Source organism: Stenotrophomonas sp. YJH_SMC_123 (assembly GCF_059368215.1).
Window position 1 is genome coordinate 180,919 of the sequence record NZ_JCAFRM010000002.1, and the last position, 25,272, is coordinate 206,190.

A 25,272-nucleotide genomic window follows, 5' to 3' on the forward strand; every position below is an offset into this window, starting at 1 on the left:
CAGGAGCTTCCGTGGAACACAGACCGTGGAGCTTGCACGATCCGGCCGCGTACGGCCAGCGTGAAGGCGCAGTCAGCTTGCCGCCGCTGGGGCTTCAGTCAGCCGCCGCCGCCGCGCGCAGCGCAGCGGCCCTGTCTGCGCCCAGATAGCGGGTGATCGCACGCCGCATCAGGTACAGCACCGGAATCAGGGCAATTGCAAAGCCCATCTTGTAGATGTAGTTGACGCTGCTGACGGCCAGGAACAGCGAGGTCGGCCAGTGCTGCGGGCCGAGCACGAAGGCGATCCAGATCACCACGAAGCTGTCCACCACCTGCGAGATCGCGGTGGACCCGGTCGCACGCAGCCACACGTGGCGCTCGCCGGTGGCCTGGCGGATGCGATGGAACACCGCCACGTCGATCAGCTGGCCGAGCAGGAAGGCCACCAGTGAACCGGCGATGGTCCACATGCCCTGGCCGAACACCGCTGCGAATGCGGCCTGGTAGTCCGGCACGCCGTGCCCGTCCATGGAGGTGATCCACCAGCTGGCCGGCGCCAGCGAGATCGCCGCGAAGGCGAACAGGAAGCCATAGGCGATCAGGACCACGGCCAGCCACGAGATGAAGCGCACGCCGCGCTTGCCGAAGAACTCGTTGATGGTGTCGGTCATGATGAACACCACCGGCCATAGCAGGGTGCCGGCGGTGAAGCTGAGCGAACCGGTCTGGCCGAACAGGTTCCAGTTCAGCGGATCGATGCCGAGGGTGTCTTCCAGCGCGAAGATCTTCACCCCGATCAGTTCGGCCAGCACCGCATTGCCGCAGAAGAACGCAGCCAGCACGATGAACAGCAGGACCGCGCGGTCCTGCAACGGGCGCTCGATCGGCGCCGCGGTCATTCGCTGCGATCGCCGGGGCGATCGCCGGCGCGCGTGAACGGAACGCTGGACGGCGCGACGGCGCCGCCGGAAATGATGAAGCTCATGGCCTGGTCGACGGTCCAGTCGGTCGGGGTCAGCAGTTCCACCGGCACGATTTCCAGGTAACCCGAAGTCGGGTTCGGCGTGGTTGGCACGTACACCGCGGCCAGTTCACGGTCGGTGCCGTGTTCCTTGATCACGCGGGTGACCAGCCCGACCGACTTCATGTCGCGGTGCGGGAAGTCGATCAGCACCACGCGCTGGGTGCTGCCCGGTTCGGTCTGCAGCATGTCCAGCAGCTTCTTGGCGCTGTCGTAGATGATGCTGGCCAGCGGAATGCGCTTGATGACCGCGCCGACCCAGCGCAGCAGGCGCTGGCCCAGCACGCGGCGGCTGGCCACGCCCACCGCCAGGATCACCAGCAGGGTGGCCAGCAGGGCGATGGTGTTCTGGATCCACTCGGCCCGGACCCAGCCGAGGTAGTGCGGAAAGCTTGTCGCGATCTGCTCGGAAAGTGGCACCACCAACGGGCTGGAAATGCCCGACAGCAGCACGAACACGAACTTGACCACGACCCAGGTCAGCCAGATCGGCAGCAGGGTCAGCAGGCCGGTCAGGAACAGGCGCTGCAGGGAGGGGCGGGGGACCAGGGCGGGGGCTTCGAGCGACATGTGCGCATTGTAGCGGTCACGGCCGCTCGATTACGCTGGGCAATCGACTGCGGCAACGGCACATGGAAGGGAAGCTGTGTTGAAGATTCTGCGCGGACTGGGTTGGACCCTGGCAGGCCTTCTGGTGCTGGCCATCGTGGTGTGGTGCGCCTCGCGCATGTGGCCGGTGCCGGAATCGCGGCTACAGGCCCAGCAGCGCCTGCAGGCCCGCCTGCCTGTCCACGGCCACAACGGTTTTGCGCTGCTGTGGACGCTCGCGTTCGACGATCTGGACGCGCGCCAGCGCGAACAGGCCCTGGCCCGCGACGTGCAGCGTTGGGAGGCCGATCCGCGCGGCAATGGCGGCGCCGGACCGCAGCTGGCGGAGGACCATGACGCGCTGCGATCACGACCGGCGGCCAGCTGCGGGCCGACCGCCAGTGACTGCCTGGGCCAGGTGCGCGCCGACCCGCAGCGCTTCGTCGATGCCCACGCTGGCCACCAGCAGCTGCATGCGCGCCTGGACCAGCTGGCCGATGCGGACCACTTCGTGTCGCCATTCCGGCCCAAGGGCGACGGCATCCTGGTGCCGATGCCGACCTATGGCCTGATGATCGATGCCACCAGCGCACGCGCGCTGGCCTATGTGCAGGGCGATATCGACGGTGCGCTGCGTGGCAGTTGCAGGGGGCTTCAGCTGGGCCGGCGGCTGGTGACGGGCGGCAGTTACCTGGTGGAGAGCATCATCGGTGCCAGCCTGGTGCAGGCCAATGCCCAACTGCTGGCCGACATGCTGGTCGAACTGCCGGCCGACCATCCGTTGCCAGCGGAATGCGATCAGGCAATGCAGCCGATGCTGGCCGCCGAACAGAGCCTGTGCCGTGCGATGCAGGGTGAGTACGCGATGAGCCGGGCTGCGATCGAAACCTCGGCGCAGGAATTCGGCGGGGTGCTGGTCCTGGATCGCAGCAGTACCCTGGCGCGCGCGGCGGGCAATCTGGGCTGGGCCTGCGGCGCGGCGGCGATGGCGGCGCTGGAAGCAGATCGCCCGCTGCCGGTGCCGGCACCGCCGCAGCATGACTTTGGCTGCCTGTCGAACATCCTGGGGTGCGTGCTGACCGATATTGCCCGCCCGGTCTATCCGGCCTATTCGTCACGGACCCAGGATGCCGCCGCGATGGTGCGGCTGATCGGCGCGCAGCGCTGGCTGAGGCAGCAGGCGCAGGATCCGGTGGATGCGCTGCAGCGCCTGCCTGCGCAGTTCCGCTCGCCGGTGCGGGCACCGCAGCTGTCGGCCGATGGCCGCCGTCTGCAGGTGCCGCGGCGTTCACCGTCGCGCAGCACCGACGAGAGCCCATGGCTGTCGGTGCCGCTGGTGATGGAGAACGCCCCGGCCGCTGCTGCGCGCGATTGAGCAGCGTCTCAGTCGCTGCCCGCCAGCGGATCGAATGCCCAGCCATCACCGATGGTCTGCAGCGTCCAGCGGCGGCGGCTGTGCAGGGGCTCCCAGTGCACGCTGTCCTTGTCGTCCTCGATGCTGCCTTCGCTCCGCTTTACCCTGCCAGTGGAGAAGTTCACGCTCACCGACTCGGTCTGCCCGGAATTGCGCATCACCGAATTCTGGTCGTAGCCGATCAGCGCAAAGGCATCGTCCTGCCAACGGAAGGTAAAGGCGGTCGTGCCCATTGACCAGCTGCCCGCGCTGGCGAATGAAAACAGTGCGACCTTCAGGGTGCCCCGCTGGATGCTGACGCCGCCGTCTTCGAGCGGGTCGCTCATCACCGGATTGTAGGGGCGTGGTATCAGCTGGTGGTCCTGCACCGCCAGCACATAGCCGGACGGGCGCGACCACGCCACGGCGAGAATGCGCGGGTTGCTGTCGTACGGCGAGGGACCCAAGCCATCGTGCTCGATGACGTTGCGTGGCGCCTGCTGACGCAGCACCAGCACCAGGTCCGCGCGGCCATCCTGGTCGAGATCGCCTTCGACACTCGATTCAAGTGCCCAGCCCTGGGGGACGAAACCGGCGGCATTGGCCGCCTGGGCCGGCAGCGTCGGATATTGCACCGGTGGCAGGTCGAGGGCGTGGGCGGTGAAGGACAGCAGGGTCAGCAGTGTGGCAAGCGCATACGAGCGCATCGGAGCCTCCATGGCAGGGAGGCCGAGGATAGCGCGCGCGTGCTGGATCAGCGTGCGTGCGGCTTCAACCGCAGGTACACCTGCTTGCGTACCTGGGCGACCACTTCGCCGCTTTCGTCGACGACATCGTTGCTGAACCAGCGCAGCACCTTTTCGCCGCCGGCCGCTTCGGCACGCAGTTCGGCCAGCAGTGCATCATCGATGCGGAACGAAGTGCGCACCGTGCCCCGGCCAGGCTTGAGGAAATCGATCGCACCGGCCCGGTCCCACACGTAATAGTCACGGCCGAGGATGTGCAGCAGGCCCAGCATCCAGAATGGATCGGTCATCGCGAACAGGCTGCCGCCGAAATGCGTGCCCACGTAATTGCGGTTCCACGGCCGCAGTCGCAGTGCCACGTCGATCTGCCGGTAATCGGGCGTGATCCGGGTGACGTGGATGCCGGTGAACAGGAACGGCGGCCAGAGGTTGATGCCGAAGCGGAACAGGCGGGCGTTCATGCGGGTCCGGGGCGCGGGGCGAGGTGCCCAGTCTAACCATTCGCATGCGTATGTTGCACCCCGGGAGTCACGTCCCGCCGTCGATCATGAACCCGTCGCGGCCGTTGGCCTTGGCCTGGTAAAGGGCGGTGTCGGCGCCTTCCACGAAATGGTGCGGTTGCAGGTCACCGTCGGGCACGCGGGTGAATACCCCGATGGTGAGCGTGACGCCGTCATCGCTGCCATCGCCCGGCGCCGGCAGTGCACGCACGCAGGCAATCAGGTCCTCGATCACCCGGCGCGCGCCCTCGGCCGGCGTATCCGGCAGCACCAGTGCGAATTCGTCGCCACCGTAGCGCGCCGCCATGTCGCGCGGGCGACGGGCATGCGCGCCGATCAGGCGGGCGACATCACGCAGCACGCGGTCACCGACCTGGTGGCCATGGCGGTCGTTGTGGCGCTTGAAGTGGTCGACGTCGATCAGCGCCAGGCTCAATGGCTTGCCACTGCGCCGCGCGGCGTCGCATTCCTGCTGCAGTGACTGCTCGAAGCGAAGGCGGTTGCCCAGGCCGGTGAGGGCATCGCGGTTGGCCAGGCGGTGCCAGGCCGAGATCCGCCACACCGCCCAGACCAGCAGTGCCAGCACCACGCCCAGCATCGCGCTGGCCGGTGCCCACCACAGGTCACCGGTGCGCAGCAGCAGCCAGCTCAGCAGCGGCGGCATCGGCAGCGAACACAGCGCGACCAGCCACGGCAGGCGCAGGCCGAGCAGGATCACGCACAGCGCCACCAGCACGCCACTGATGGCGTGCTGCCAGGCGTGCGGCAGCACGTCGATCTGCTTGTGCTGCAGCAGCATCGAGGTGATGTTGGCCTGGTACTCGCTGCCGCTCATCCAGAACTCGCGGGTGGTCGGGGTCAGCAGGCGAGGCGCGATGCCGCTGGCCGTCATGCCGACCACGATGCGGCGGCCATGCAGCATCGCTCCATCCACGTGCCCATCGAGCACGTCCGCATAGGACACCTGCGGCAGCCGCTCGGGCGGGCCGGCGTAGCGCACGCGCACGTAATCATCGCGACGCCATTGATAGGGCGAGCCCAGCGCCGGGTCGGGGTCGGGCAGGCCGCGTACCGCACCCGCCGGCAGGTCGGCCAGTGCCAGGCCCAGTGCCGGCCAGTGCGGCCGTCCGATACCGGCGTGCAGATAGACGCCGCGGGCGACGCCGTCCCCATCCACCTCGACATCGGTGTGGCCGATCGCGGCGGCACTGGCGGCGATCTGCGGGATCGGCAGCATTTCCTCGGCCATGCGGTCGCCGGCCGCCGGTGCCGCCAGCACCGGCAGCACCACCCGGCCGTTGCGTCGGATCGCGGCCGCCAGCTCATCATCCTGGCGGCTGTCGCGACGGTCGGGTTCGGACAGCATCAGGTCCAGCGCAACGCGTTCGGCGCCGGCATCGGTCAGGCGGTCCAGCAGGCGGGCATGCACCGAGCGCGGCCAGGGCCACTGGCCGATACGCTGCAGGCTGCCTTCGTCGATGGCCACGATCAGCACGCTGGGGTCGGGGCGGTAGTCCCAGTTGCCGATCAGTGCGTCATAGGCTGCCTCGTCCTGGCGCCACAGCCATTGGCCCTGGCTGGCCACGATGGTCAGCACGCCGGCCAGCAGGGCCAGCAGGATCCGCTTCGACCATGGCAGCGGCGAGCGCCTCACAACAACAACCAGAGCAGCAGTGCACCGCCACCGGCGCCGTAGCACAGGCGGCATGGCAACGGGATCTGCTGGGCAGGAGAGAACTCGCCGGCGTGGCCGTCATCGTCGATGTACTGCACGCGCACGTGCAGCGTGCCGCTCCACGGGCGCTTGAAGCTCACCTGCGGCTGGGCCACGGTTTCATCGATCAGTGGGGCCTTGAAGTCACCGCGGCGATCCACCTGCACCCGGTAGCGCTGGCCTTCGCTGCCGGCCTGCCAGCGCAGGGTGAGCTCGCCGTGCGCGGCCTCGGGCGGTTGCAGTGCCGGGTCCACCGGCTCGTTGCTCAGCTGCAGCGGCAGCGCCTGGCCATAGCGGCCCTGGTGGCCTTCAGCATCGCGCGAGGCCACGCGCCAGTAGTACTGTCCGGGCGGCAGCGGTTGCGCCAGGCGCAGGTCGGTCGCATGGGTAGCCTGCTCCTGCAGTGGCTGCCGGAAGCTGGGTTCGGCGGCGATCTGCAGCACGCTGCTGCGTGCACCGGGGGCCCGGCTCCAGCGGAAGCGCGGGCGGTCGCTGTTGATCGTCTGCCCATGCAGCGGCGATACGGTCAGCGGCGGCGGTGGCTGGTCACTGAGCTCGAAATCGGCGCTCGCATCCAGGCCTTCGACGCCCTGTGCGTCGACCGCGCGCAACAGCAGGCGCAGCTGGCCGGGCGGCAGGTCGCCGATCGCCAACCGGGTGTCGGCGGTGGTGGTGGCGAACAGCAGGATCTCCGGCGTTGCCGCCTGCACCACTTCCACCCGGTAGTGATCGGCGCCAGTGACCGGTTCCCAGGCAAGCAGGGTCGGCAGCGGCGCCAGGCGCAGCGCGTCATTGCGCAGCGCCGGCGCCGGCAGCAGGGCCGAGACCGCGGCGGGGGCCGCATCGGCGCTGCTGCTGCGGGTGGACTGCCCCGGCCGTACCAAGCGCTGGCCATGGGGGTTGCCGACCTGCACCTTGCCCTGCAGGACCTCGGTGGCGCCGACGTGCCCGGTATCCCCGGCGCTGACCCGGAACACCGTGCCGCGCACGCTGCTGGTCGCGGTGGGCGCATCGATGATGTAGCGCGAGGCCGGGCCGCGCGCCGGCGTCACCCGGTTGCTGGCGCGCCCCTGCTGCAGGCGCAGGCGGGTGTCGACCATGCCGGTGTGGCCATAGCGGCTGAGCTGGTCCAGGCGCAGGCGCGAGTATTCGCGCAGCTGCAGGCGCGAGGCATCGGCAAATTCCAGCGTGATGCTGGAATCGCCCTCGGTTTCCACGGTGTCACCGATATGCAGCTGCTCGCCGGCCTGGAGCGCACGGGTCGCCGTGCCATCGGCACCGGACAGCTCGACCTTGCCGCGCACCGACAGCACCCGGGCCGGCGCCGGTTCGGTGCGCAGCCAGCTGATCGGGAAGCGCAGCAGCTGGCCCGGCGGCAACTGGTAGGGGTTGTCGATGCGGTTGTGCTGCTGCAGCTGCTGCCAGCGTACCGAGGGTTTTAGGTACAGCCCCCCCAGGTCCCACAGGGTGTCGCCGGGCCGGACCCGGTAGTTCCAGTCCTGGGCGCCGGCGATGGCAGGCGGCAGGAGGAGGGCGCAGAGCAGGGCGCCCGTTAAACGCATGGCGAACGACAGAGAGCGGACGACGGTCACAGTTTGCAATCCCGGCAATGCGGGGGTGCAGCTGCAAGACCCCATGGCCCCGACCTCATCCCCCCGAACGGATCGTGGCGACCGCAAGGCCGCCAGCGCGCGCATTATTGCCCGCGTTCAGTGCAGGGATTCTGAACGGAGCGGGCTTCCGTTCAGAACAGCAGCGACGCCATCCTGCGGCGGTACTGGCCCACCAGGTCCTCGTCGGAGATCACATTGAAGGCGTCGATCAAGGCTTTGCGTGGCAGGCCCTCCTCGAATCCACGGTCGATCCGCAGCATTTCCAGGAACTGCGCCAGGGCGGCCTCGTCATGCCCGCCCAGCAGCAGCTGCACGCCGCGCAGGTGGCGGGCCTTGAGATCCTTGCCATCAGCGGCGATGCGGGCCTCCAGCACCTCGGCCGCCGGGGCATCCTTCAGCGCAGCGGCGAAGGCCAGGCGGGCACGGGCGCGCACGGCGCGGTCGTCGGTGGCCAGATTGGCCGGCAGGCCGTCGATCAGGGTACCGGCCTCGTCCACGCCGCCGATCTGCAGCAGGGCCAGGGCCAGGTCGAGCTTCAGCTCATCCTTGTCCGGCTCGGCGGCGATCTGCGCGCGCAGTACGTCGACCTGCGCCTGCGGGTCCAGCGGGGCGTCATCTTCAGGGGCGGCATCGCCGACATCGGCCGGCACGATGCCGTGCTGGGCCAGGAATTCACGCAGCTGGCCTTCCGGAATGGCGCCGGGGAAGCCGTCCACCAGCTGGCCGCCCTTGACCAGGAACACGGTGGGCACCGAGCGGATCTGGAAGGCCGCCGCGATCTGCTGTTCCTTGTCGACATCGACCTTGGCCAGCTCGAAAGCGCCGTTGTACTCGGCAGCCAGCTTTTCCAGCATCGGGCCCAGGGTCTTGCACGGCCCGCACCAGGTGGCCCAGAAGTCGACCAGCACCGGCGTCTGCAGCGACTTCTGCAGGACTTCGGCCTCGAAGGTCGCAGTGGTGGCGTCGAATACGTAGGTCGTCTCGGTCATGGGGGAGGCATCGCTTGGCATCTGGAGACCGATTCTATGGTGACGATCGATGTCGGTCTCAACCCTGCGATCACGGAGTACGCCCTCGAGTGGTGCTGGCGGGCCGGCAGGGGCGCAGTGCAGCGAGTGGATCACCCACTAGCCGGAGGCGACAGGCTTCGATGGGGAGGCGCGCTTGCGACAGGGCGGAACTGCCATGCCTCGAGCATCACGGTAGGCGCAGCAGGCGGATATTGAAGTGCTCTGGAATGCGCCGCGCTTGGCGCATCGCGCCGCTGCCGCGACAATGCCGTGGTCCATTCCTTTCCGGGTGATTGCGCGCAATGTCCGTGGTCCGGCTTGATCGTTGGTTGGGGCTGCTTGCGGCAGTCGTATTCGTCCTGGCCGTGGCCGGCTTCGGTGCCGGCCTGGACGGCTATGCCCAGGCTCGCCACCCGGTGGCGCTGCTGGGTGCGCGCGGTGTACCGCATGCGCTGGCCTTCAATCTGCTGGGTTTCGTGCTGCCCGGCGTGCTGGCGGTGGCGGTGGCTGAGCGCCTGCGCCGCAGTCTGCCGGCCACTGCTGGCTGGGCGCCACGGGTCGGCAGCCAGATGCTGCTGCTGGCCGGTCTGGCCTTTGCCGCGATGGGGCTGCTGCCACTGGACGTGGATGACCTGCATGGGCCCGCCAGCCAGCTGCATGCCAGCGCCTGGATGATCTGGGTGCTGGGTTTCGTCGCCGGCACCGTGCTGCTGGGCGTGTCCCATCTGCGCCAGGCGCATGGCCGGGCCTCGGGCGCAGTGGCCCTGGGCTGCGGCGTGCTGGCCGCGCTGGCGGCGTTCGCCCTGCAGGGCACACTGCCGGCGCCGATGGCACAACGGCTCGCGTTCGCCTGCTGGCTGGTCTGGCTGGCGGCGGCCCTGCCGCTGTCGCGCCCGCGCTGAGACGCCTCCCCGAGCGCCGCGGCGCCGGCGTCCGGCAGGCAGGATTGGAGCCATTTGCCGCACTGCGGTACGCTGTACCGCTTTGCCGCCGCATCCGCGTGTTCCATGACCAGCGCTGAAACCAACGCCTACGACCCGCAGCAGGTTGAATCCGCCGCCCAGCAGTACTGGGACGCCACCCGTGCCTTCGAGGTCGACGAGACTTCGGACAAGCCGAAGTACTACTGCCTGTCGATGCTTCCGTACCCGTCCGGTGCGCTGCACATGGGCCACGTGCGCAATTACACGATCGGCGACGTGATCAGCCGCTACAAGCGCATGACCGGCCACAACGTGCTGCAGCCGATGGGCTGGGACGCGTTCGGCCTGCCGGCGGAAAACGCTGCGATCAAGAACAAGACCGCGCCGGCGGCGTGGACCTACAAGAACATCGACCACATGCGCAGCCAGCTGAAGTCGCTGGGCTATGCCATCGACTGGTCGCGCGAGTTCGCCACCTGCCGTCCGGACTATTACGTCCACGAGCAGCGCATGTTCACCCGCCTGATGCGCAAGGGCCTGGCCTACCGCCGCAACGCGGTGGTGAACTGGGACCCGGTCGACCAGACCGTGCTGGCCAACGAGCAGGTCATCGACGGCCGCGGCTGGCGCTCCGGTGCGCTGGTGGAGAAGCGCGAGATCCCGCAATGGTTCCTGCGCATCACCGACTACGCCCAGGAACTGCTGGACGGCCTGGACGAGCTGGACGGCTGGCCGGAATCGGTCAAGACCATGCAGCGCAACTGGATCGGCCGTTCCGAGGGCCTGGAGATCCAGTTCGATGTGCGCGATGTCGATGGCAGCGCGCTGGACCCGCTGCGCGTGTTCACCACCCGCCCGGACACGGTGATGGGCGTGACCTTCGTGTCGATCGCCGCCGAGCACCCGCTGGCGCTGCATGCGGCGAAGAACAACCCGGAGCTGGCGGCGATGCTGGCCGACCTGAAGCAGGGTGGCGTGTCCGAGGCTGAACTGGAAACCCAGGAAAAGCGCGGCATGGACACCGGCCTGCGCGCGCTGCATCCGGTCACCGGCGAGCCGGTGCCGGTGTGGGTCGCCAACTTCGTGCTGATGGGCTACGGCACCGGCGCGGTGATGGCCGTTCCGGGCCATGACCAGCGCGACAACGAAGTGGCCAACAAGTACGGCCTGCCGATCAAGCAGGTGATCGCGCTGAAGGATGCGCGCACCGAAGAGGAGCGCAACTGGGACGGTAGCCGCTGGCAGGACTGGTACAGCGACAAGAACCGTGCGTTCGAGCTGGTGAACTCGGCCGAGTTCGACGGCCTGGATTTCCAGGGCGCCTTTGAAGCCCTGGCCGAACGTTTCGAGCGCAAGGCCCAGGGTCAGCGCCGCGTCAACTACCGCCTGCGCGACTGGGGCGTGAGCCGCCAGCGCTACTGGGGTTGCCCGATTCCGGTGATCTACTGCGCCAAGTGCGGCGCGGTGCCGGTGCCGGAAGAGCAGCTGCCGGTGGTGCTGCCGGAAGACGTGGCCTTCGCCGGTACCGGCTCGCCGATCAAGACCGATCCGGAATGGCGCAAGACCACCTGCCCGGATTGCGGCGGCGCGGCCGAGCGCGAGACCGACACCTTCGACACCTTCATGGAGTCGAGCTGGTACTACGCCCGCTACACCTCGCCGGGTGCCCGTGATGCGGTCGACAAGCGCGGCAACTACTGGCTGCCGGTGGACCAGTACATCGGTGGCATCGAGCACGCGATCCTGCACCTGATGTATTTCCGCTTCTACCACAAGCTGCTGCGCGACGCGCGGATGGTGGACAGCAACGAACCGGCGCGCAACCTGCTGTGCCAGGGCATGGTGATCGCCGAAACCTATTACCGCCCGAACCCGGACGGCTCGAAGGACTGGATCAACCCGGCCGACGTGGAAGTGCAGCGCGACGAGCGCGGCCGCATCACCGGCGCCACCCTGATCGCCGACGGCCAGCCGGTGGTGGTCGGTGGTACCGAGAAGATGTCCAAGTCGAAGAACAACGGCGTGGACCCGCAGGCGATGGTCGGCAAGTACGGCGCCGATACCGTGCGCCTGTTCTCGATGTTCGCCGCACCGCCGGAACAGTCGCTGGAGTGGAACGAAGCCGGCGTGGACGGCATGGCCCGCTTCCTGCGCCGCCTCTGGGCCCAGGTGCAGAAGCACGCTGCCGACGGTGCCGCCCCGGCACTGGATATCGCGGCGCTGGATGCCAACCAGAAGGCGCTGCGCCGCAAGACCCATGAAACCATCGGCAAGGTCGGTGACGACTATGGCCGCCGCCACAGCTTCAATACCGCGATCGCTGCGGTGATGGAGCTGATGAACGCGCTGGCCAAGTTCGAGGATGGCAGCGAGCAGGGCCGCGCGGTGCGCCAGGAAGCGCTGCAGGCGATCGTGCTGCTGCTCAACCCGATCACCCCGCATGCCAGCCACGCCCTGTGGCAGGTGCTGGGTCATGGCGAGACGCTGCTGGAAGACCAGCCGTTCCCGCAGGCCGACAGCAGCGCGCTGGTGCGCGATGCGCTGACCCTGGCGGTGCAGGTCAACGGCAAGCTGCGTGGCACCATCGAGGTGGCGGCCGATGCCGCGCGCGAGCAGGTCGAGGCGCTGGCCCTGGCCGAGCCCAACGCGGCCAGGTTCATGGAAGGCCTGACGGTGCGCAAGATCATCATCGTCCCGGGCAAGATCGTGAACATCGTCGCTGCCTGATGTCCCCGGCACCGGTCACCCGCGCGGTGGCCGGTGCCATTCCATGAGCAGGGCCGGGCGCCTGATGGCCCTGCATTCACGCGGCTTCGGGCACGCTGTGTGTTGCCGTGATCGCCCGGCTCCGCCAGACTGTCTCCATGACCCGAATCCTGCTTGCCCTCGTTCTTGTCCTCGGCCTCGCCGGCTGCGGTTTCCATCTGCGCAACAAGCTGATGCTGCCGACCGACACTGCCCCGGTGAAGGTGGTCTCCACCGCCCCGTACAGTGAACTGGTCAAGCTGCTCAACCGCAGCCTGCTGGCCTCCGGTGCCAAGCTGGCCGATGAGGACAGCAAGGGACCCAACGCCCAGTTGCAGGTGCTGTCCGAGCGCTGGGGTGACCTGCCGATCGCCATCGACTCGCAGGGCCGCGCACAGGAATACAGCCTGCGCTACGCGGTGATCTTCATCTTCCGTCGCGAGGATGGCAGCGAACTGGTGCCGCAGCAGGTGATCGAACTGTCGCGCGACTATGTGTCGCCGCCGACCGACGCCACCGGTACCACCACCGAACGCGAAATCCTGGCCACGGAGCTGCGCCGGGAAATGTCCGCCTCGATCATCCGCCGTATCGACAGCGTGGTCCGCGCCGAGATCGAGAAGGGCGGCAGCCTGTCCGCGCCGAAGGCCAAGCCGATCGAGGGTGCGGTGCCGGCCGCCGACGCCAAGCACTGAGCGGCAGCGACGATGGAACTGCGTCCGGAGCAGCTGGCCAGCCAGGGCGCTGACACCCCGTTGGCGCCGGTGTACCTGATCGCAGGCCCGGAAACCCTGCGCGTGCTGGAGGCGGCAGATGCCGTCCGCGCGCGCGCGCGCGCTTCCGGCATCGGCGAACGCGAAGTGTTCGACGCCGACGGGCGGGATTTCGACTGGAACCAGCTCGACGCCAGCTTCAATGCGCCCAGCCTGTTCAGCGCCCGCCGCCTGGTCGAGGTGCGCCTGCCCAGCGGCAAGCCCGGCAAGGACGGCGCGGAAGTGATCAGCCAGTTCTGCGCCAATCCGGCGCCGGACGTGGTGCTGATGATCACCGCCAATGAATGGAGCAAGGCCCATCAGGGCAAGTGGGCCGAGGCGGTCAGCCGCATCGGCGTGCTGTCGGTGGCCTGGGCGATCAAGCCGCACGAACTGCCGGACTGGATCGAGCGCCGCCTGCGCGGCAAGGGCCTGCGTGCCGACCCGGCCGCCGTGCAGCGCCTGGCCGAGCGGGTGGAGGGCAACCTGCTGGCCGCCGCCCAGGAAATCGACAAGCTGGCGCTGTTGGCCGATGGCCAGCCGCTGGATGTGGAGCGGATGGAATCGCTGGTGGCTGACGCTGCCCGCTACGACGTGTTCCGGCTGGTGGAGGCGACGTTCTCCGGCCAGCCGCCGGCCGTACTGCGCATGCTGGCTGGCCTGCGCGGCGAAGGCGAAGCGGTGGCCGCACTGATGCCGATCGTGATCCGAGAACTGCTGGCCGGTGCCGGCCTGGCCCGTGTGCAGGCCCGTGGCGGCAACCTGGCCGCCGAAATGAAATCGCGTGGCATCTGGGAATCACGGCAGGCGCCCTACAAGCGCGCGCTGCAGCGGCACCCGGAAGGCAAGCGCTGGGAACGCTTCGTGGCCGAAGCCGGGCTGGTCGACCGCATCGCCAAGGGGCGGGCCGACGGCGATGCCTGGCTGGCGCTGGAGCGCCTGCTGGTGGCCGTGGCCGAACCGCGTGCCGTGCGCCTGCTGGCGCGGGCCTGAGCGATGAGCCTGCGGATCTATTACGGGGGCACCTTCGATCCGGTGCACCTGGGGCATCTGGCAATCGCGCGAGCCGCCCGGGACGAACTGCAGGTGGCCGTGCGCATGTTGCCGGCAGGCGATCCTCCGCACCGTGCGGTGCCCGGCGCCACCGCCGAGCAGCGCTGCACCATGTTGTCGCTGGCCATCGGCGACGAGCCGGGCCTGCTGCTGGACCGTCGTGAACTGGACCGTGCCACGCGCTATCCCGGTCGTCCGTCCTACACCGTCGATACCCTGCGCGAGCTGCGTGGCGAGCTGGGCCCAAGCCGGCCCCTGGCCTGGCTGGTGGGCGCCGACAGCCTGCTGGGCCTGTCCGGCTGGCACGAATGGGAGGCCCTGTTCGGGCTGGCCCACTTCGTGGTGGCCGAGCGGCCGGGCAGCCCGCTGCAGGCGTCGATCGACGGTGAACTGGGGCGTGCCCTGCAGGGGCGCTGGGCCGACAACGAACAGGCCCTGTTCGCCAGCCCGGCCGGGCGCATCCTGCGCCTGCACCACCCGCTGCGCGAGGAATCGGCCAGCGCCGTGCGCTCGCAGATCGCCGCCGGTGGCCCCTGGCGCGCCCTGCTGCCGCCGGCCGTCGCGGACTACGTCGCTGCACACGGGCTGTACCGCCCGGCCACGGCGTGAATGGCGCCGCCGTGCCATCCCCGTATAATCGCCCCCACGTTTATCGAGTCGATCCACTTTGAGCAACCAGACCCAGCCCCAGACCATCAAGGTCGATCTGCCCAGCCCGCCGCCGTCCGTGCCGGAACTGCTGGCCAGCGTCCGCCAAGCCACCGAAGACCTGAAGGCCAAGGACCTGGTCGAGATCGACGTGCGCGGCCGGTCCAGCGTTGCCGACTACATGATCGTCGTTTCGGGCACCTCGACCCGCCACGTCAAGTCGATCGCCGATGAAGTCGTGCGCTTCGCCAAGAACATCGACGTGATGCCGCTGGGTGTTGAAGGCGAGCGCGAAGCCGAGTGGGTGCTGGTCGATCTGGGCGACGTGATCGTCCACGTGATGCTGCCGCGCGTGCGTGAGTTCTACGCCCTCGAGCGCCTGTGGACCGTTGGCGACCAGCCGCCGTCCAGCGACGACGAAGTGGCCTGAGCCGCACGTTGATGCATCCCTTCGACGGCGCCGATGGCGCCGTCGACGTTTTGGAGGACCGTGTAGATGAAAGCCCGCCTGATCGCCACCGGTGAACGCGCGCCCAGCTGGGTCGCGCAGGGCTTCGCCGAGTACCAGAAGCGGCTGTCGCACTGGCTGCCGTTCGAGCTGGTGGAAATCGAGCCCGGCTTGCGCGGCAAGGGGCGTGATCCGCGCCGCGCCACTGAAGATGAAGGCAAGCGGGTCATCGCCGCGCTGCCGAAGAACGCCTATGTGGTGGCACTGGATGTGCCAGGACGACAGCTGAGTTCCGAACAGCTGGCACAGCGCCTGGAGCATTGGCGCGGGCAGGGCCGCGACCTGGCGTTCCTGATTGGTGGCCCGGAAGGGCATTCGCCGGAGGTGTCCGCGCTGGCCGATGAGAAGTGGTCGATCGGACCGCTGACGCTGCCGCACATGCTGGTGCGCCTGGTGGTGGCCGAGCAGCTGTATCGGGCCGCCGCAATGATTGCCAATCACCCCTACCATCGCGCGTGAAGAGTGGTTATACTAGTCGTCTGCCCGAATAGCTCAGCCGGTTAGAGCACTTGACTGTTAATCAGGGGGTCGTTGGTTCGAGTCCAACTTCGGGCGCCACCTTGAGAAACCTGCATCGCAAGATGCAGGTTTTTTTTTGTCGCTACACTCTGCTGCTGCAACCATGGATGCCGATCATGCGCGTGCTGCTGTCCTCGAGCTTCCTGCTGCTGGCGATGGTGCCGTTCGCCACAACGAAGGCCGCGCCTTCCACCTGGCATCCGCCACAGGGCACCACCGAGCTTCCGTTGTGGCCGCAGGGCACGGTGAGCGCGCCGCCGAAGTTGAAGGGGCCCGAGCAGGTCAGCGAAGTGATCTCCGAAGCCAGTGGCGAACACTGGATGATGCTGCAGAACGTCGCTGCGCCGACCCTCACCGTGTTTCCACCGAAGGGACCGGCCACCGGCACCGCGGTGATGGTGGTGCCTGGCGGAGGCTATCGGGTGCTGGCGATGGACCTGGAAGGCAGCGAGATCTGCGGCTGGCTGACCGCACAGGGCATCACCTGTGCATTGCTGAAGTACCGGGTGCCAGCCTCTGGCCCGAACTGGGACCCCGAGTGCAACTGCCGCGACATTCCGAAAGTGCCGATGGCCCTGCAGGATGCACAGCGTGCAATGGGCCTGCTGCGCGCGCAGGCCGAGCGCTGGTCCATCAATCCGAAGCGGGTCGGGGTGATCGGCTTTTCCGCCGGTGGTCACGTGGTGGCGGGGCTGAGCACGCACGCGCTGCGCAGCTACGCGCCGGTCGATGCTGCGGATGAGCAACCCAGCCGTCCCGATTTCGCGATGGTGATGTATTCCGGGCACCTGTGGGCAGGGCACGGGAAGGGATTGTCGCTGGTCAGGGACATCACCGTGGATGACAAGGTGCCGCCGACGTTCATCGCGCAGGCCACCGACGATCGCACCGATGACGTGCGTGAATCGCTGGCCTATTACCGTGCCCTGGCGGACGCGGGCGCGCCGGTGGAAATGCATCTGTTTGCACGCGGCGGCCACGCATTCGGGCTGCGCATTAAGGATGCACCGGTCGCGGCGTGGCCGCAGCTGGCCGAGCGCTGGATGCAGGATATCGGCATGCTGGCGGAACGCCAGTTGTAGAGCCGAGCCATGCTCGGCTGCATGTGTGAAGCCGAGCGCGGGCTCGGCTCTACAGTGCCAGCTCACCTCTGCAGAAGGCCACCAGCGTGGCGATCGCCACCGCCAGGATCGCGCCGAACAGTACCCACTCCCAGCGCGTGAATACCCGCTCGCCGCGCTGGCGCCGGGTCAAAGCGAACAACACCACGCCGGGCACGTACAGCAGTACCGACAGCAGCAGGTTGTCCAGGCCGCCGGCATACACCAGCCACAGCGCATAGGCGCTGGCCAGCAGTGCGACCCCGAAATCGCGCCAGCGCACGCCTGGTTCGCCGGCGTAGGCCTGCCCGCGCCAGGCCAGCTGCACGCCGAACGCGGTGGACAGGAAGTAGGGCACCAGGCTCATCGACGCAGCGAGCAGCACCAGCCCGGTGTAGCTGCCCGAACTGACCAGCACCATCAGCAGGAACAACTGGATCAGGCCATTGCTCAACCACAGTGCATTGGCCGGCACGCCACGCGCGTTCTCGCGGCCGAGGAAGGCCGGCATGGTGCCATCACCGGCGGCGGCATACAGCACTTCGGCGCACAGCAGCACCCAGGCCAGCAATGCGCCGAGTACGGAGACGATCGAACCGATGATGATCACCGTCGCGCCCCATTCGCCGACGATGGCGCGCAGCACGTAGGCCATCGACGGGTTGGGCAGCCCGGCCAGTTCGGCCTGCGACAGCACGCCCATCGACAGCAGGCTGACCAGTACCAGCAGCAGCCAGACCCCGAGGAAACCGATCACCGTGGCACGGCCGACGTCGGCACGGCGCGCGGCACGTCGCGAATAGATGCTGGCCCCTTCGATGCCGATGAACACCCACACGGTCACCAGCATCATGCCGCGCAGCTGCTGGCCGAGGTCGCCGAGTGCGGGCGTACCGAGGAAATCGGCGCGGAACACGTCCATGCGGAACGCGCCCGCCGCCAGGATCAGGAACAACGCGATGGGCAGCAGCTTGGCCACCGTCACCAGGCCGTTGACGATGGCGGCCGTGCGCAGGCCGCGCAGCACCAGCAGGTGCACGGTCCACAGCAGCAGTGATGAAGCGGCCACGGCGGCGGGTGTATTGCCTTCACCGAAGACCGGCACGAAGTGGCCGAGGCCACTGAAGATCAGTACGAAGAAGCTGGCGTTGCCGAGCACCGACGCCACCCAGTAGCCCCACGCCGCGGAGAAGCCGATGTAGTTGCCGAAGCCTTCGCGCGCATAGGCGTAGATGCCGGTATCCAGGTCGGGGCGACGATTGGCCAGGGCCTGAAACACGAAGGCCAGCATCAGCATGCCGGCGCCACTGACCGCCCAGCCGATCAAGGCGGCGGCCGGGCCGGCGCTGCGCGCGACGTTCTGCGGCAGTGAAAAGATGCCGGCGCCGACCATCGAGCCGACTACCAGTGCAGTCAACGCGGGCAGGCCCAGCCGTTGCGATGTCGCGGCCATGGAGATCCCCTGCGGCGCGAATGCCGCGAGCATACGGTAGCCATGTCCTCGTGAACATGTCCGCAAGAGTCAGCAGGCAAGCGCCAGCCTGCAGGAACCGGCCCGCGTGAAAACGACGAAGGCCCGGGCAACGGCCCGGGCCTTCGAAGGTGACGCTGCAACCGGTCTTACTTGAACGTGTACTTGAAGCCGACGGTGTAGTAACGGCCCAGCGCACCGGAGAAGTGCATCGGGTTGTAGTTCACCGCGCCGTAGGTGGTCGGATCGAGCGGGGCGATGCGGTCGAACACGTTGGCCACCGAGGCGTTGAGTTCGAACGAGTCGTTGATGCTCCAGCGACCGGACAGGTCCATCGTGGTGAACGAAGAGATCTTCTTCACCGGCGTACCGTCAGCGTAGAAGGCCAGGTAGCTGCCACCACGGCTGTCGATGTTGTCCATCTTGCTGATGTAGTTGACGATGCCGCTGACGCTCCACGGGCCCTGCTTCCAGGTGGTGCCGAAGTTGACCTTGTCCTTCGGCGTACCGATGCAGTTGGTGACGTCGCAGTTGCCGTGGGTACCCACGTAATCAACCGTGTCGCCGCCTTCGGTGCGCTCGAACTTCAGGATGTGGCTCCACTGCAGGTCCAGCTCCAGCTGGCCCGGGCCGATCTCGAAGGTCTGGCGGATATCGGTATCGATACCGCGCACGCGCGACGAGCTGGCATTCACGTAGCCGGTGTTGACCGCCAGGATGGTGCCGCTGTTGGCCACGCCATTGAGATTGTTGCTGTCGCGCAGCACGTTGCCGGCCAGGATCGCCGCCGCCGTGCTGCCCTGCACGATCTCGTTGGTACGCTTGATCTGCCAGGCATCGACGGTCATCGAGGTGGTCGAAGTCGGCTGCAGCACGATGCCGACCGAGTAGCTCTTGGACTCTTCCGGCTTCAGCAGCTTGTTCGGCTTGGTGATGATCGCCACCGAATTGGCGCCACATTCGCTGGCAGCGCCGCCGCTGATCTGGCAACGCACCGGGTCGACCGCAGTGGAGAAGGCGGCCAGGCCACCGTCACCGTTCTCGGCCGGGTTCGGCGCGCGGAAACCTTCGGCGTAGCTGGCGCGCAGGGCGATCCAGTCGGCCGGGGTCCACTTCACGCCCAGCTTCGGCGTAGCCTTGCCTTCGCCGCTTTCGTACTTGTCGTAACGCAGGGCGCCGGACAGTTCCAGCTGTTCCAGCACCGGTGCCGACAGTTCGACGTAGCCGGCGTAGACGTTCTGGGTGCCGTCATAGGCCGAGTAGCCCAGGCCGATGATGTCGCCCTGGTCGGTGTAGGTCTGCGGGGTCAGGCTGTTGCTGGTCTTGCGCCACTCGGTACCGATCGCCAGGCCCAGCGGACCACCCTTCAGGTCCATCAGGCTGCGCGAGACGGTGAAGTCGAACATGTCCAGGCTGGACTTGGCGCGGGCGCTGATCGTGGGCGAGATGTAGTCGTACAGCGCCTGCGAGTTCTTGCCGGCATCATCACCGATACGCCACACGCCACCGGCGCAGTTGGCATTGCCCAGTGCACACTGGACGGCGCTGTAGCGCAGGAAGCCGGTGCGCTTGTTGGTCAGGTCGGTGCCCGAGTGCAGGTAGGCGGTGTCGTAGCTCCAGTCGCCCCAGTTGCCCTTGATGCCGACCAGGAAGCGGTTGAACTCATTGGTGTTGTCGGTCACGCGCGGGCCGACATCCCAGGCCGAGTAACGCACGCGGCGCGCCGTGCCCGGGGTCGGGTTGTCGGGATGGTTCGGGCCCAGCACGGTGGCACCGGGGCCACTGTTGGCGTTGACCGGGCCGCCCGGATAGCCCCAGCCGCCCGACACGCCGGACGGGGTGTTGCTGAAGATGGTTTCCTTCTTCGAGTAGCCGATCTCGGTGTAGATCTCGCCGCCTTCACCGAAGGCGAAGCTGGCGCGACCGAACACGTTGACGTACTTCTCTTCCGGAATCAGGTCGCGGTACTGCTGCGCCGGATCCCACAGGCAGCCATCGGCGGCGATGCTGGCCGGGGTCTGCCCACCGATGGTGGTCAGGCCGGCGCAACCCGGCAGCGGCACCAGATGGCCGGTGGCGTCGAGGTAGGAGCCATTCGGGCCGGAACCGCCGGAGGTGCCACCACGGGTGTAGGCACCGCCGAGGAACTGGGCGGTCTTGTCATAGCCCCACGGGCGGGTGTCACCGGTACCGATCCACTTGCGGTTCTTGCGGTCGCTGATCTTGATCGCGTCGGTCTTGCCAACGTCCAGGCTGAAGAAGGCGTTCCAGCCATCGGTGGCCAGGTCGCCGGTACCGGCGGTCAGGGTTGCCTTCCGGGCGTCGCCATCGCTGTCACCGGACAGGCCGTAGGAGCCACGCAGGATGGCGCCCTGGAAGTCGCTGCGCAGGATGATGTTGACCACGCCAGCGATGGCATCGGAGCCGTAGATCGCCGAAGCGCCGTCCTTCAGGACTTCCACGCGCTCGACGGCATCGAGCGGAATGGTGCTGAGGTCGGTGAAGACCTTCTGTCCGTCATCGGCCAGGCCATAGGTGGCCATGCGGCGGCCGTTCAACAGTACCAGCGTCGAGCCGGCGCCCAGGCCGCGCAGCGAGATGCCGGCACCACCGCCGGCGAAACCGTTGCCGAAGGTCTTGGGAATCGAGCCGGCGCCATCGGCGGTGATGGTCTGCAGGTACTCGGCCAGCGAGGTCTTGCCGGTGCGGTCGATTTCCTGGCGGGTCACCACCTGCACCGGCGACGGTGTCTCGGTGTTGGTGCGCGGGATGTTGGAGCCGGTGACCGTGATGCGGTCGAGGTTGGTGGCCTTTTCCTGCGCGAAGGCGGAGGAGGAAGCGACGGCGCCGGCCAGCAGCAGGGCGCCGCCGGTGAGGATGTGGGTGATGGACGATGCCAGGGTGCTGCGGCGGCGGCTGGCGGGCCGTTGGATCGGGTGTTTCACAGCTTCTCTCCTAACTGGAAAACCGTAGCGTTGAGGGCTGTCGCCGGATCGATACCGGGACGCGCCAATCTAGGTTTCCTGCAGGTGACGAAGTCGTGAAATTTTGCTTAATCGGTAACGCTTGGTCCCTGGCCTCTCCGCATTTCCCGGGCAGCGGCAGGGACCGGCCCGGCGCGAGGCCGGGCCGGTGGTGGGGCTCAGTCGGGCAGCGAGAACTGTACCGGTACCAGGCCGATGGCCGGAACTGCCACGCCGTCACGCTGGGCAGGCTCGAAGCGCCAGTGCCGGAGCACCTGCTGGCGGGCGGCCTGGTCCAGGTTGCGCGAGCCGCTGCTGCGCTCGACGCTGACCGCGACCGGTTGGCCATGGCTGTCCACTTCCACCCGCAACAGCACCGTGCCCTGTTCGTGGTTGCGCAGGGACTGGATGGGGTAGGTCGGCGGCGGGGCGCTGCGGTACTGCAGCTGGGCGCCGGCCAGAGGGGTGGACGTGTCGATGCTGGGCGCCAGCTGCGGCGGAGCCGGTTCGGTGGCCGGCAACGCGATGCCCTGGGTCTCCTCCACGGTCGCGGTGGGCGCGGGCAGTGGCGGCACCACCGGCTGCGTTCGCGGTTTCGGCACCACCTGGACGATCTCCTTGGGCGTGACCGGAACCGGCGGCGTTGGCGGTGGCGGGATCTTCTCGATCAGCCGGACCGGCGTCTTTTCACGCGGGACCTGCACGGCCTGGTAGGTCGCAGGGATGAGCAGCAACAGGAAGGCCAGCAGGTGCAGGGCGATCGCCGCGCTCCAGGCGGCCACCCGGGCGGGGTCGAAATGCAGGGATGCAACGGGGTACGTACGAACCATGATCCACCTCCATGCCAGTGACGAAGTCCTCAACGCACCAGGGGCCCGTGGCGGGGTTGCCGCACGCGGCTGGCAGTCCATCAGTAGCGCGGCACGACGGCTACTGCCTAGAGGCAGGGGCATGATCGTTGGGCTGGCCTTCAGCCAGTGTCGGCGGAGGGCACGAAAAAGGCGGGCCCCCTGCGGGACCCGCCTGTGTCGTCGACCGCGGCGGACGCGATCAGCGGCCCAGTTCGAACACCACGTCCAGGTTGACCGAGACGGTCGATTCGCCCGGTGCGACCGGGGTGGCCTTGTCCATCGCCGCACCGGCCGCCATGGTGCGCATCATCTGCATCGGGCGGAAACCGCCGCTGCTGTTCTCGGAGATGCTGACGATGCGGCGCACCTGCAGGCCCAGCGACTTGGCATAGGTCTGGGCGCGGGCCTGGGCCTTCTTCAGCGCGGCCAAGCGGGCTTCGTCATAGACCGGTTCCGGCTGGTCGATCTCGAAGCTGGGGCCGTTGATCTGGTTGGCGCCCTGAGCGGCCAGCGCATCGAGCACCTTGCCGAGCTTGGCGATGTCACGGACCTTCAGGCTGACCGTGTTGCTGGCCTGGTAGCCGGTGATCTTCGGCGCCTCGTTGTCGGCATAGCGGTACTGCGGGTTGAGGCTGACGCCGCTGGTCTGCACGTCGCGCTCGGCGATGCCGGCGGCCTTGATCGCGGCCAGCACCTTGTCCATCTGCTGGGCGTTCTGGCGCATGGCGCTGTTGCCGTCGGCGGCCTGGGTGACCACGCCGGCCGACAGGGTGGCGACGTCCGGCACGCGGGTGGCCTCGGCGTTGGCCGAAATGTTCAGCAGGGTGCCTTCGGCCGCGGCGGCGATCGACGGCGACGACGGAGCAGCATGGGCAGTCATCGAGGTTCCAAGGGCGAGGGACAGGGCGAGCAGCAGCGGGGTGGCGGTCAGGCGCATGGGATCTCCTTGTTGTGCGGTGAGGGTGGTGTCGTAGCGATGAACGCGCTGTGAGCCTGTAAGGGGTTGTACGCGTTCCGTAACGGGTTGCCGACGATTCAGGTGACGGGCTCAGGTTATGCTGTGCCGATGCTCTATCTTGCTTCCCGCTCCCCCCGACGCAACCAGTTGCTGGCCCGACTCGGACGCCCCTTCCAGGCCCTGGACCTGGAGGTCGTCGAGCAGCGCGCCGCGACCGAGAGTGCCGAACAGTATGTGTGCCGGGTCGCCGCCGACAAGGCGCGCGCCGGGCTGGCCCGGGTGCTGGCCGAAGACCCGCAGGCGCGGGTGCTCGGCTCGGACACCGAGGTGGTGCTGGACGGTGAAGTGTTCGGCAAGCCGGCCGACGCCGCCGGCGCGCGCGCGATGCTGGCGCGCCTGGCCGGGCGCACCCACCAGGTGATGACTGCGGTGGTGGTGGTCGGCGCCGACGGGCTGGACAGCGAACTGGTCATTTCCGAAGTGACCTTCGCCCCGATCGCCGCCGCCGACATCGCCGCCTATGTCGCCACCGGCGAGCCGTTGGACAAGGCCGGGGCCTACGCCATCCAGGGCGGGGCCGAGCGCTGGATCGAACATCTTTCCGGCAGCTACTCCGGCGTCATGGGGCTGCCATTGCTGCATACCGATCGTCTGCTGGCGCGCTGTGGCGTGCCGGCCCCCACTGCCGATGCCGCCAGGGAGGCTGCCGATGTCTGAGGAAATCCTGGTCAATGTGACCCCCCGCGAAACCCGGGTCGCGGTGATCGAGAACGGCATGCTGCAGGAACTGCACATCGAGCGCGGCTGGCGCCGGGGTGTGGTCGGCAACATCTACAAGGGCAAGGTGCAGCGGGTCATGCCCGGCATGCAGGCCGCGTTCGTCGAGGTCGGCCTGGAGCGCGCCGCGTTCCTGCACGCCAACGACGTGGTGCGCCCGGCCCCGGTGGCCAGTGCCGACACCGAGAACACGACCCTGCCGCCGCCGGCCAGCGTGCCGATCGTCGAGCTGCTGCGTGACGGCCAGGACATCGTGGTGCAGGTGGTGAAGGACCCGATCGGCACCAAGGGTGCACGCCTGACCACGCAGATCAGCATTCCCTCGCGCTACATGGTGCTGCTGCCGCAGTCCAAGGTGGTGGGGGTGTCCGCGCGCATCGAGGATGAAACCGAGCGCGCCCGCCTGAAGGCGCTGGTGACCGAGTTGTCGGCGCAGCACGGCGGCTACGGCTACATCGTGCGCACCAACGCCGAAGGGCAGCCGGCCGAGGCCATCGCCGAGGACATCGCCTACCTGTCGCGCGTGTGGAACGTGGTCGAGCGCCGCGGCCGCGAAGCGCCGTCGTGCAGCATCATCTATGAAGACCTGAGCCTGCCGCTGCGGTCGGTGCGCGACCTGATCCGCAAGGACGTGGACAAGGTGAAGGTGGACTCGAAGGAGACCTTCGGCCAACTGCAGGCCTTCGTCGCCAAGTACATGCCGGTGCTGGCCGAGAAGCTGGAGCTGTACTCCGGTGACCGCCCGATCTTCGACATGTTCGGCGTGGAGGACGAGATCGGCCGCGCGCTGGACAAGCAGGTGCCGCTGAAATCCGGTGGCTACCTGGTGATCGACCAGACCGAGGCGATGACCACCATCGACGTCAACACCGGCTCGTTCCTCGGCCAGCGCAACCTGGAAGAAACGGTGTTCCGCACCAACCTGGAAGCGGCGCAGGCGGTGGCGCGGCAGCTGCGGCTGCGCAACCTGGGCGGCATCATCATCATCGACTTCATCGACATGGATGATGCGGAGCATCGTCGCCAGGTGCTGCGCACGCTGGAAAAGGCGCTGGCCCGCGACCATGCCAAGACCACGGTCTATGATTTCTCGCCGCTGGGCCTGGTGGAGATGACCCGCAAGCGTACGGTGGAAAGCCTGGAGCGCCAGCTGTCGGAGACCTGCCCGCAGTGCAGCGGCCGCGGCAGCATCAAGACCACCGAGACGGTGACCTATGAGATCTTCCGCGAGATCACCCGTGCCGTGCGCCAGTTCGATGCTGCGCGCCTGCTGGTGATCGCCTCGACCAAGGTGGTCGCGCGAATTACCGATGAGGAATCCTCGGCGGTGGCCGAGCTGGAAGAGTTCCTCGGCAAGAGCATCCGCTTCCAGGCGGACGAGCAGTACCTGCAGGAGCAATTCGATGTCGTTCTGCTCTGATCCTCGCCGGCTGCAGGC

Annotated in this window: 22 protein-coding genes and 1 tRNA gene; 12 read left to right on the forward strand and 11 right to left on the reverse strand. The window is 68.0% G+C overall.

Annotation, left to right across the window (positions count from 1 at the left end):
- Window positions 1-94: 94 nt before the first annotated feature.
- Window positions 95-880: a queuosine precursor transporter gene (locus tag AC5P5W_RS05700; RefSeq protein ID WP_049442351.1), complete on the reverse strand. Its 786-nt coding sequence runs from the start codon at window positions 878-880 to the stop codon at window positions 95-97.
- Complete coding sequence (locus AC5P5W_RS05705; protein ID WP_049404662.1) at window positions 877-1,572, reverse strand: DUF502 domain-containing protein; 696 nt, start codon at window positions 1,570-1,572, stop codon at window positions 877-879. Before AC5P5W_RS05705 ends, AC5P5W_RS05700 begins: the two co-directional genes overlap by 4 nt.
- Before the next feature lie 76 nt (window positions 1,573-1,648).
- Between AC5P5W_RS05705 and AC5P5W_RS05710 the strand changes: the two genes are divergently transcribed.
- Window positions 1,649-2,965, forward strand: a complete 1,317-nt coding sequence (locus AC5P5W_RS05710) for a hypothetical protein (RefSeq protein ID WP_014647955.1) — start codon at window positions 1,649-1,651, stop codon at window positions 2,963-2,965.
- 8 nt (window positions 2,966-2,973) lie between these two features.
- On the opposite strand, the gene AC5P5W_RS05715 is transcribed toward AC5P5W_RS05710, so the two are convergent.
- The 5 genes from AC5P5W_RS05715 to trxA all read right to left on the reverse strand — a co-directional run bounded on the left by AC5P5W_RS05715 (window position 2,974) and on the right by trxA (window position 8,545).
- Complete coding sequence (locus tag AC5P5W_RS05715) at window positions 2,974-3,690, reverse strand: hypothetical protein (protein WP_180834828.1); 717 nt, start codon at window positions 3,688-3,690, stop codon at window positions 2,974-2,976.
- 47 nt (window positions 3,691-3,737) lie between these two features.
- Window positions 3,738-4,190, reverse strand: coding sequence for a DUF4442 domain-containing protein (locus AC5P5W_RS05720; RefSeq protein ID WP_014647953.1), 453 nt, complete (start codon window positions 4,188-4,190; stop codon window positions 3,738-3,740).
- A gap of 67 nt (window positions 4,191-4,257) precedes the next feature.
- The gene (locus tag AC5P5W_RS05725; protein ID WP_049406215.1) at window positions 4,258-5,883 is read right to left on the reverse strand and encodes a CHASE2 domain-containing protein; all 1,626 of its coding nucleotides are present in this window, start codon (window positions 5,881-5,883) and stop codon (window positions 4,258-4,260) included.
- Window positions 5,880-7,580, reverse strand: coding sequence for a FecR family protein (locus tag AC5P5W_RS05730; RefSeq protein ID WP_142235315.1), 1,701 nt, complete (start codon window positions 7,578-7,580; stop codon window positions 5,880-5,882). The genes AC5P5W_RS05725 and AC5P5W_RS05730 overlap by 4 nt, the downstream gene beginning before the upstream one ends.
- A gap of 107 nt (window positions 7,581-7,687) precedes the next feature.
- The gene (gene trxA / locus AC5P5W_RS05735) at window positions 7,688-8,545 is read right to left on the reverse strand and encodes a thioredoxin (protein ID WP_014038035.1); all 858 of its coding nucleotides are present in this window, start codon (window positions 8,543-8,545) and stop codon (window positions 7,688-7,690) included.
- A gap of 323 nt (window positions 8,546-8,868) precedes the next feature.
- Between trxA and AC5P5W_RS05740 the strand changes: the two genes are divergently transcribed.
- From AC5P5W_RS05740 to AC5P5W_RS05780, 9 genes are all read left to right on the forward strand, one after another.
- Window positions 8,869-9,468, forward strand: coding sequence for a DUF998 domain-containing protein (locus AC5P5W_RS05740; protein WP_046431876.1), 600 nt, complete (start codon window positions 8,869-8,871; stop codon window positions 9,466-9,468).
- A 105-nt stretch (window positions 9,469-9,573) separates the two neighbouring features.
- On the forward strand, window positions 9,574-12,216 hold the full coding sequence (gene leuS / locus AC5P5W_RS05745) for a leucine--tRNA ligase (RefSeq protein ID WP_197574318.1): 2,643 nt from the start codon (window positions 9,574-9,576) through the stop codon (window positions 12,214-12,216).
- 137 nt (window positions 12,217-12,353) lie between these two features.
- A complete protein-coding gene (locus AC5P5W_RS05750) occupies window positions 12,354-12,929 on the forward strand; it encodes an LPS-assembly lipoprotein LptE (RefSeq protein ID WP_041863673.1) in 576 nt (191 codons plus the stop codon).
- Window positions 12,930-12,941: 12 nt separating this feature from the next.
- Complete coding sequence (holA, locus tag AC5P5W_RS05755; RefSeq protein WP_032961944.1) at window positions 12,942-13,979, forward strand: DNA polymerase III subunit delta; 1,038 nt, start codon at window positions 12,942-12,944, stop codon at window positions 13,977-13,979.
- Window positions 13,980-13,982: 3 nt separating this feature from the next.
- Complete coding sequence (gene nadD, locus AC5P5W_RS05760) at window positions 13,983-14,648, forward strand: nicotinate-nucleotide adenylyltransferase (RefSeq protein ID WP_014647945.1); 666 nt, start codon at window positions 13,983-13,985, stop codon at window positions 14,646-14,648.
- A 58-nt stretch (window positions 14,649-14,706) separates the two neighbouring features.
- Window positions 14,707-15,117, forward strand: a complete 411-nt coding sequence (gene rsfS / locus AC5P5W_RS05765; protein ID WP_005418109.1) for a ribosome silencing factor — start codon at window positions 14,707-14,709, stop codon at window positions 15,115-15,117.
- A 66-nt stretch (window positions 15,118-15,183) separates the two neighbouring features.
- Window positions 15,184-15,654, forward strand: coding sequence for a 23S rRNA (pseudouridine(1915)-N(3))-methyltransferase RlmH (gene rlmH / locus AC5P5W_RS05770; RefSeq protein WP_005418108.1), 471 nt, complete (start codon window positions 15,184-15,186; stop codon window positions 15,652-15,654).
- A gap of 22 nt (window positions 15,655-15,676) precedes the next feature.
- A tRNA-Asn gene (locus AC5P5W_RS05775) sits at window positions 15,677-15,753 on the forward strand.
- Between the two features lie 77 nt (window positions 15,754-15,830).
- Window positions 15,831-16,796, forward strand: a complete 966-nt coding sequence (locus tag AC5P5W_RS05780) for an alpha/beta hydrolase fold domain-containing protein (RefSeq protein ID WP_197574848.1) — start codon at window positions 15,831-15,833, stop codon at window positions 16,794-16,796.
- A gap of 49 nt (window positions 16,797-16,845) precedes the next feature.
- Here AC5P5W_RS05780 and AC5P5W_RS05785 read toward each other — a convergent pair whose 3' ends face one another.
- The 4 genes from AC5P5W_RS05785 to AC5P5W_RS05800 form a co-directional block, all read right to left on the reverse strand.
- Window positions 16,846-18,267: a basic amino acid/polyamine antiporter gene (locus tag AC5P5W_RS05785; RefSeq protein WP_046431885.1), complete on the reverse strand. Its 1,422-nt coding sequence runs from the start codon at window positions 18,265-18,267 to the stop codon at window positions 16,846-16,848.
- A 167-nt stretch (window positions 18,268-18,434) separates the two neighbouring features.
- Complete coding sequence (locus AC5P5W_RS05790) at window positions 18,435-21,230, reverse strand: TonB-dependent receptor (protein ID WP_014647941.1); 2,796 nt, start codon at window positions 21,228-21,230, stop codon at window positions 18,435-18,437.
- A gap of 197 nt (window positions 21,231-21,427) precedes the next feature.
- Window positions 21,428-22,078: an energy transducer TonB gene (locus AC5P5W_RS05795; protein WP_197574846.1), complete on the reverse strand. Its 651-nt coding sequence runs from the start codon at window positions 22,076-22,078 to the stop codon at window positions 21,428-21,430.
- A gap of 220 nt (window positions 22,079-22,298) precedes the next feature.
- Window positions 22,299-23,036, reverse strand: coding sequence for an SIMPL domain-containing protein (locus AC5P5W_RS05800; RefSeq protein ID WP_049442355.1), 738 nt, complete (start codon window positions 23,034-23,036; stop codon window positions 22,299-22,301).
- Between the two features lie 129 nt (window positions 23,037-23,165).
- On the opposite strand from AC5P5W_RS05800, the gene AC5P5W_RS05805 reads away from it, so the two are divergent.
- Together AC5P5W_RS05805 and rng are read left to right on the forward strand one after the other, a co-directional pair.
- Window positions 23,166-23,774, forward strand: coding sequence for a Maf family nucleotide pyrophosphatase (locus AC5P5W_RS05805; protein ID WP_032961948.1), 609 nt, complete (start codon window positions 23,166-23,168; stop codon window positions 23,772-23,774).
- Window positions 23,767-25,254: a ribonuclease G gene (rng, locus tag AC5P5W_RS05810; protein ID WP_005418079.1), complete on the forward strand. Its 1,488-nt coding sequence runs from the start codon at window positions 23,767-23,769 to the stop codon at window positions 25,252-25,254. The genes AC5P5W_RS05805 and rng overlap by 8 nt, the downstream gene beginning before the upstream one ends.
- Window positions 25,255-25,272 lie beyond the last annotated feature (18 nt).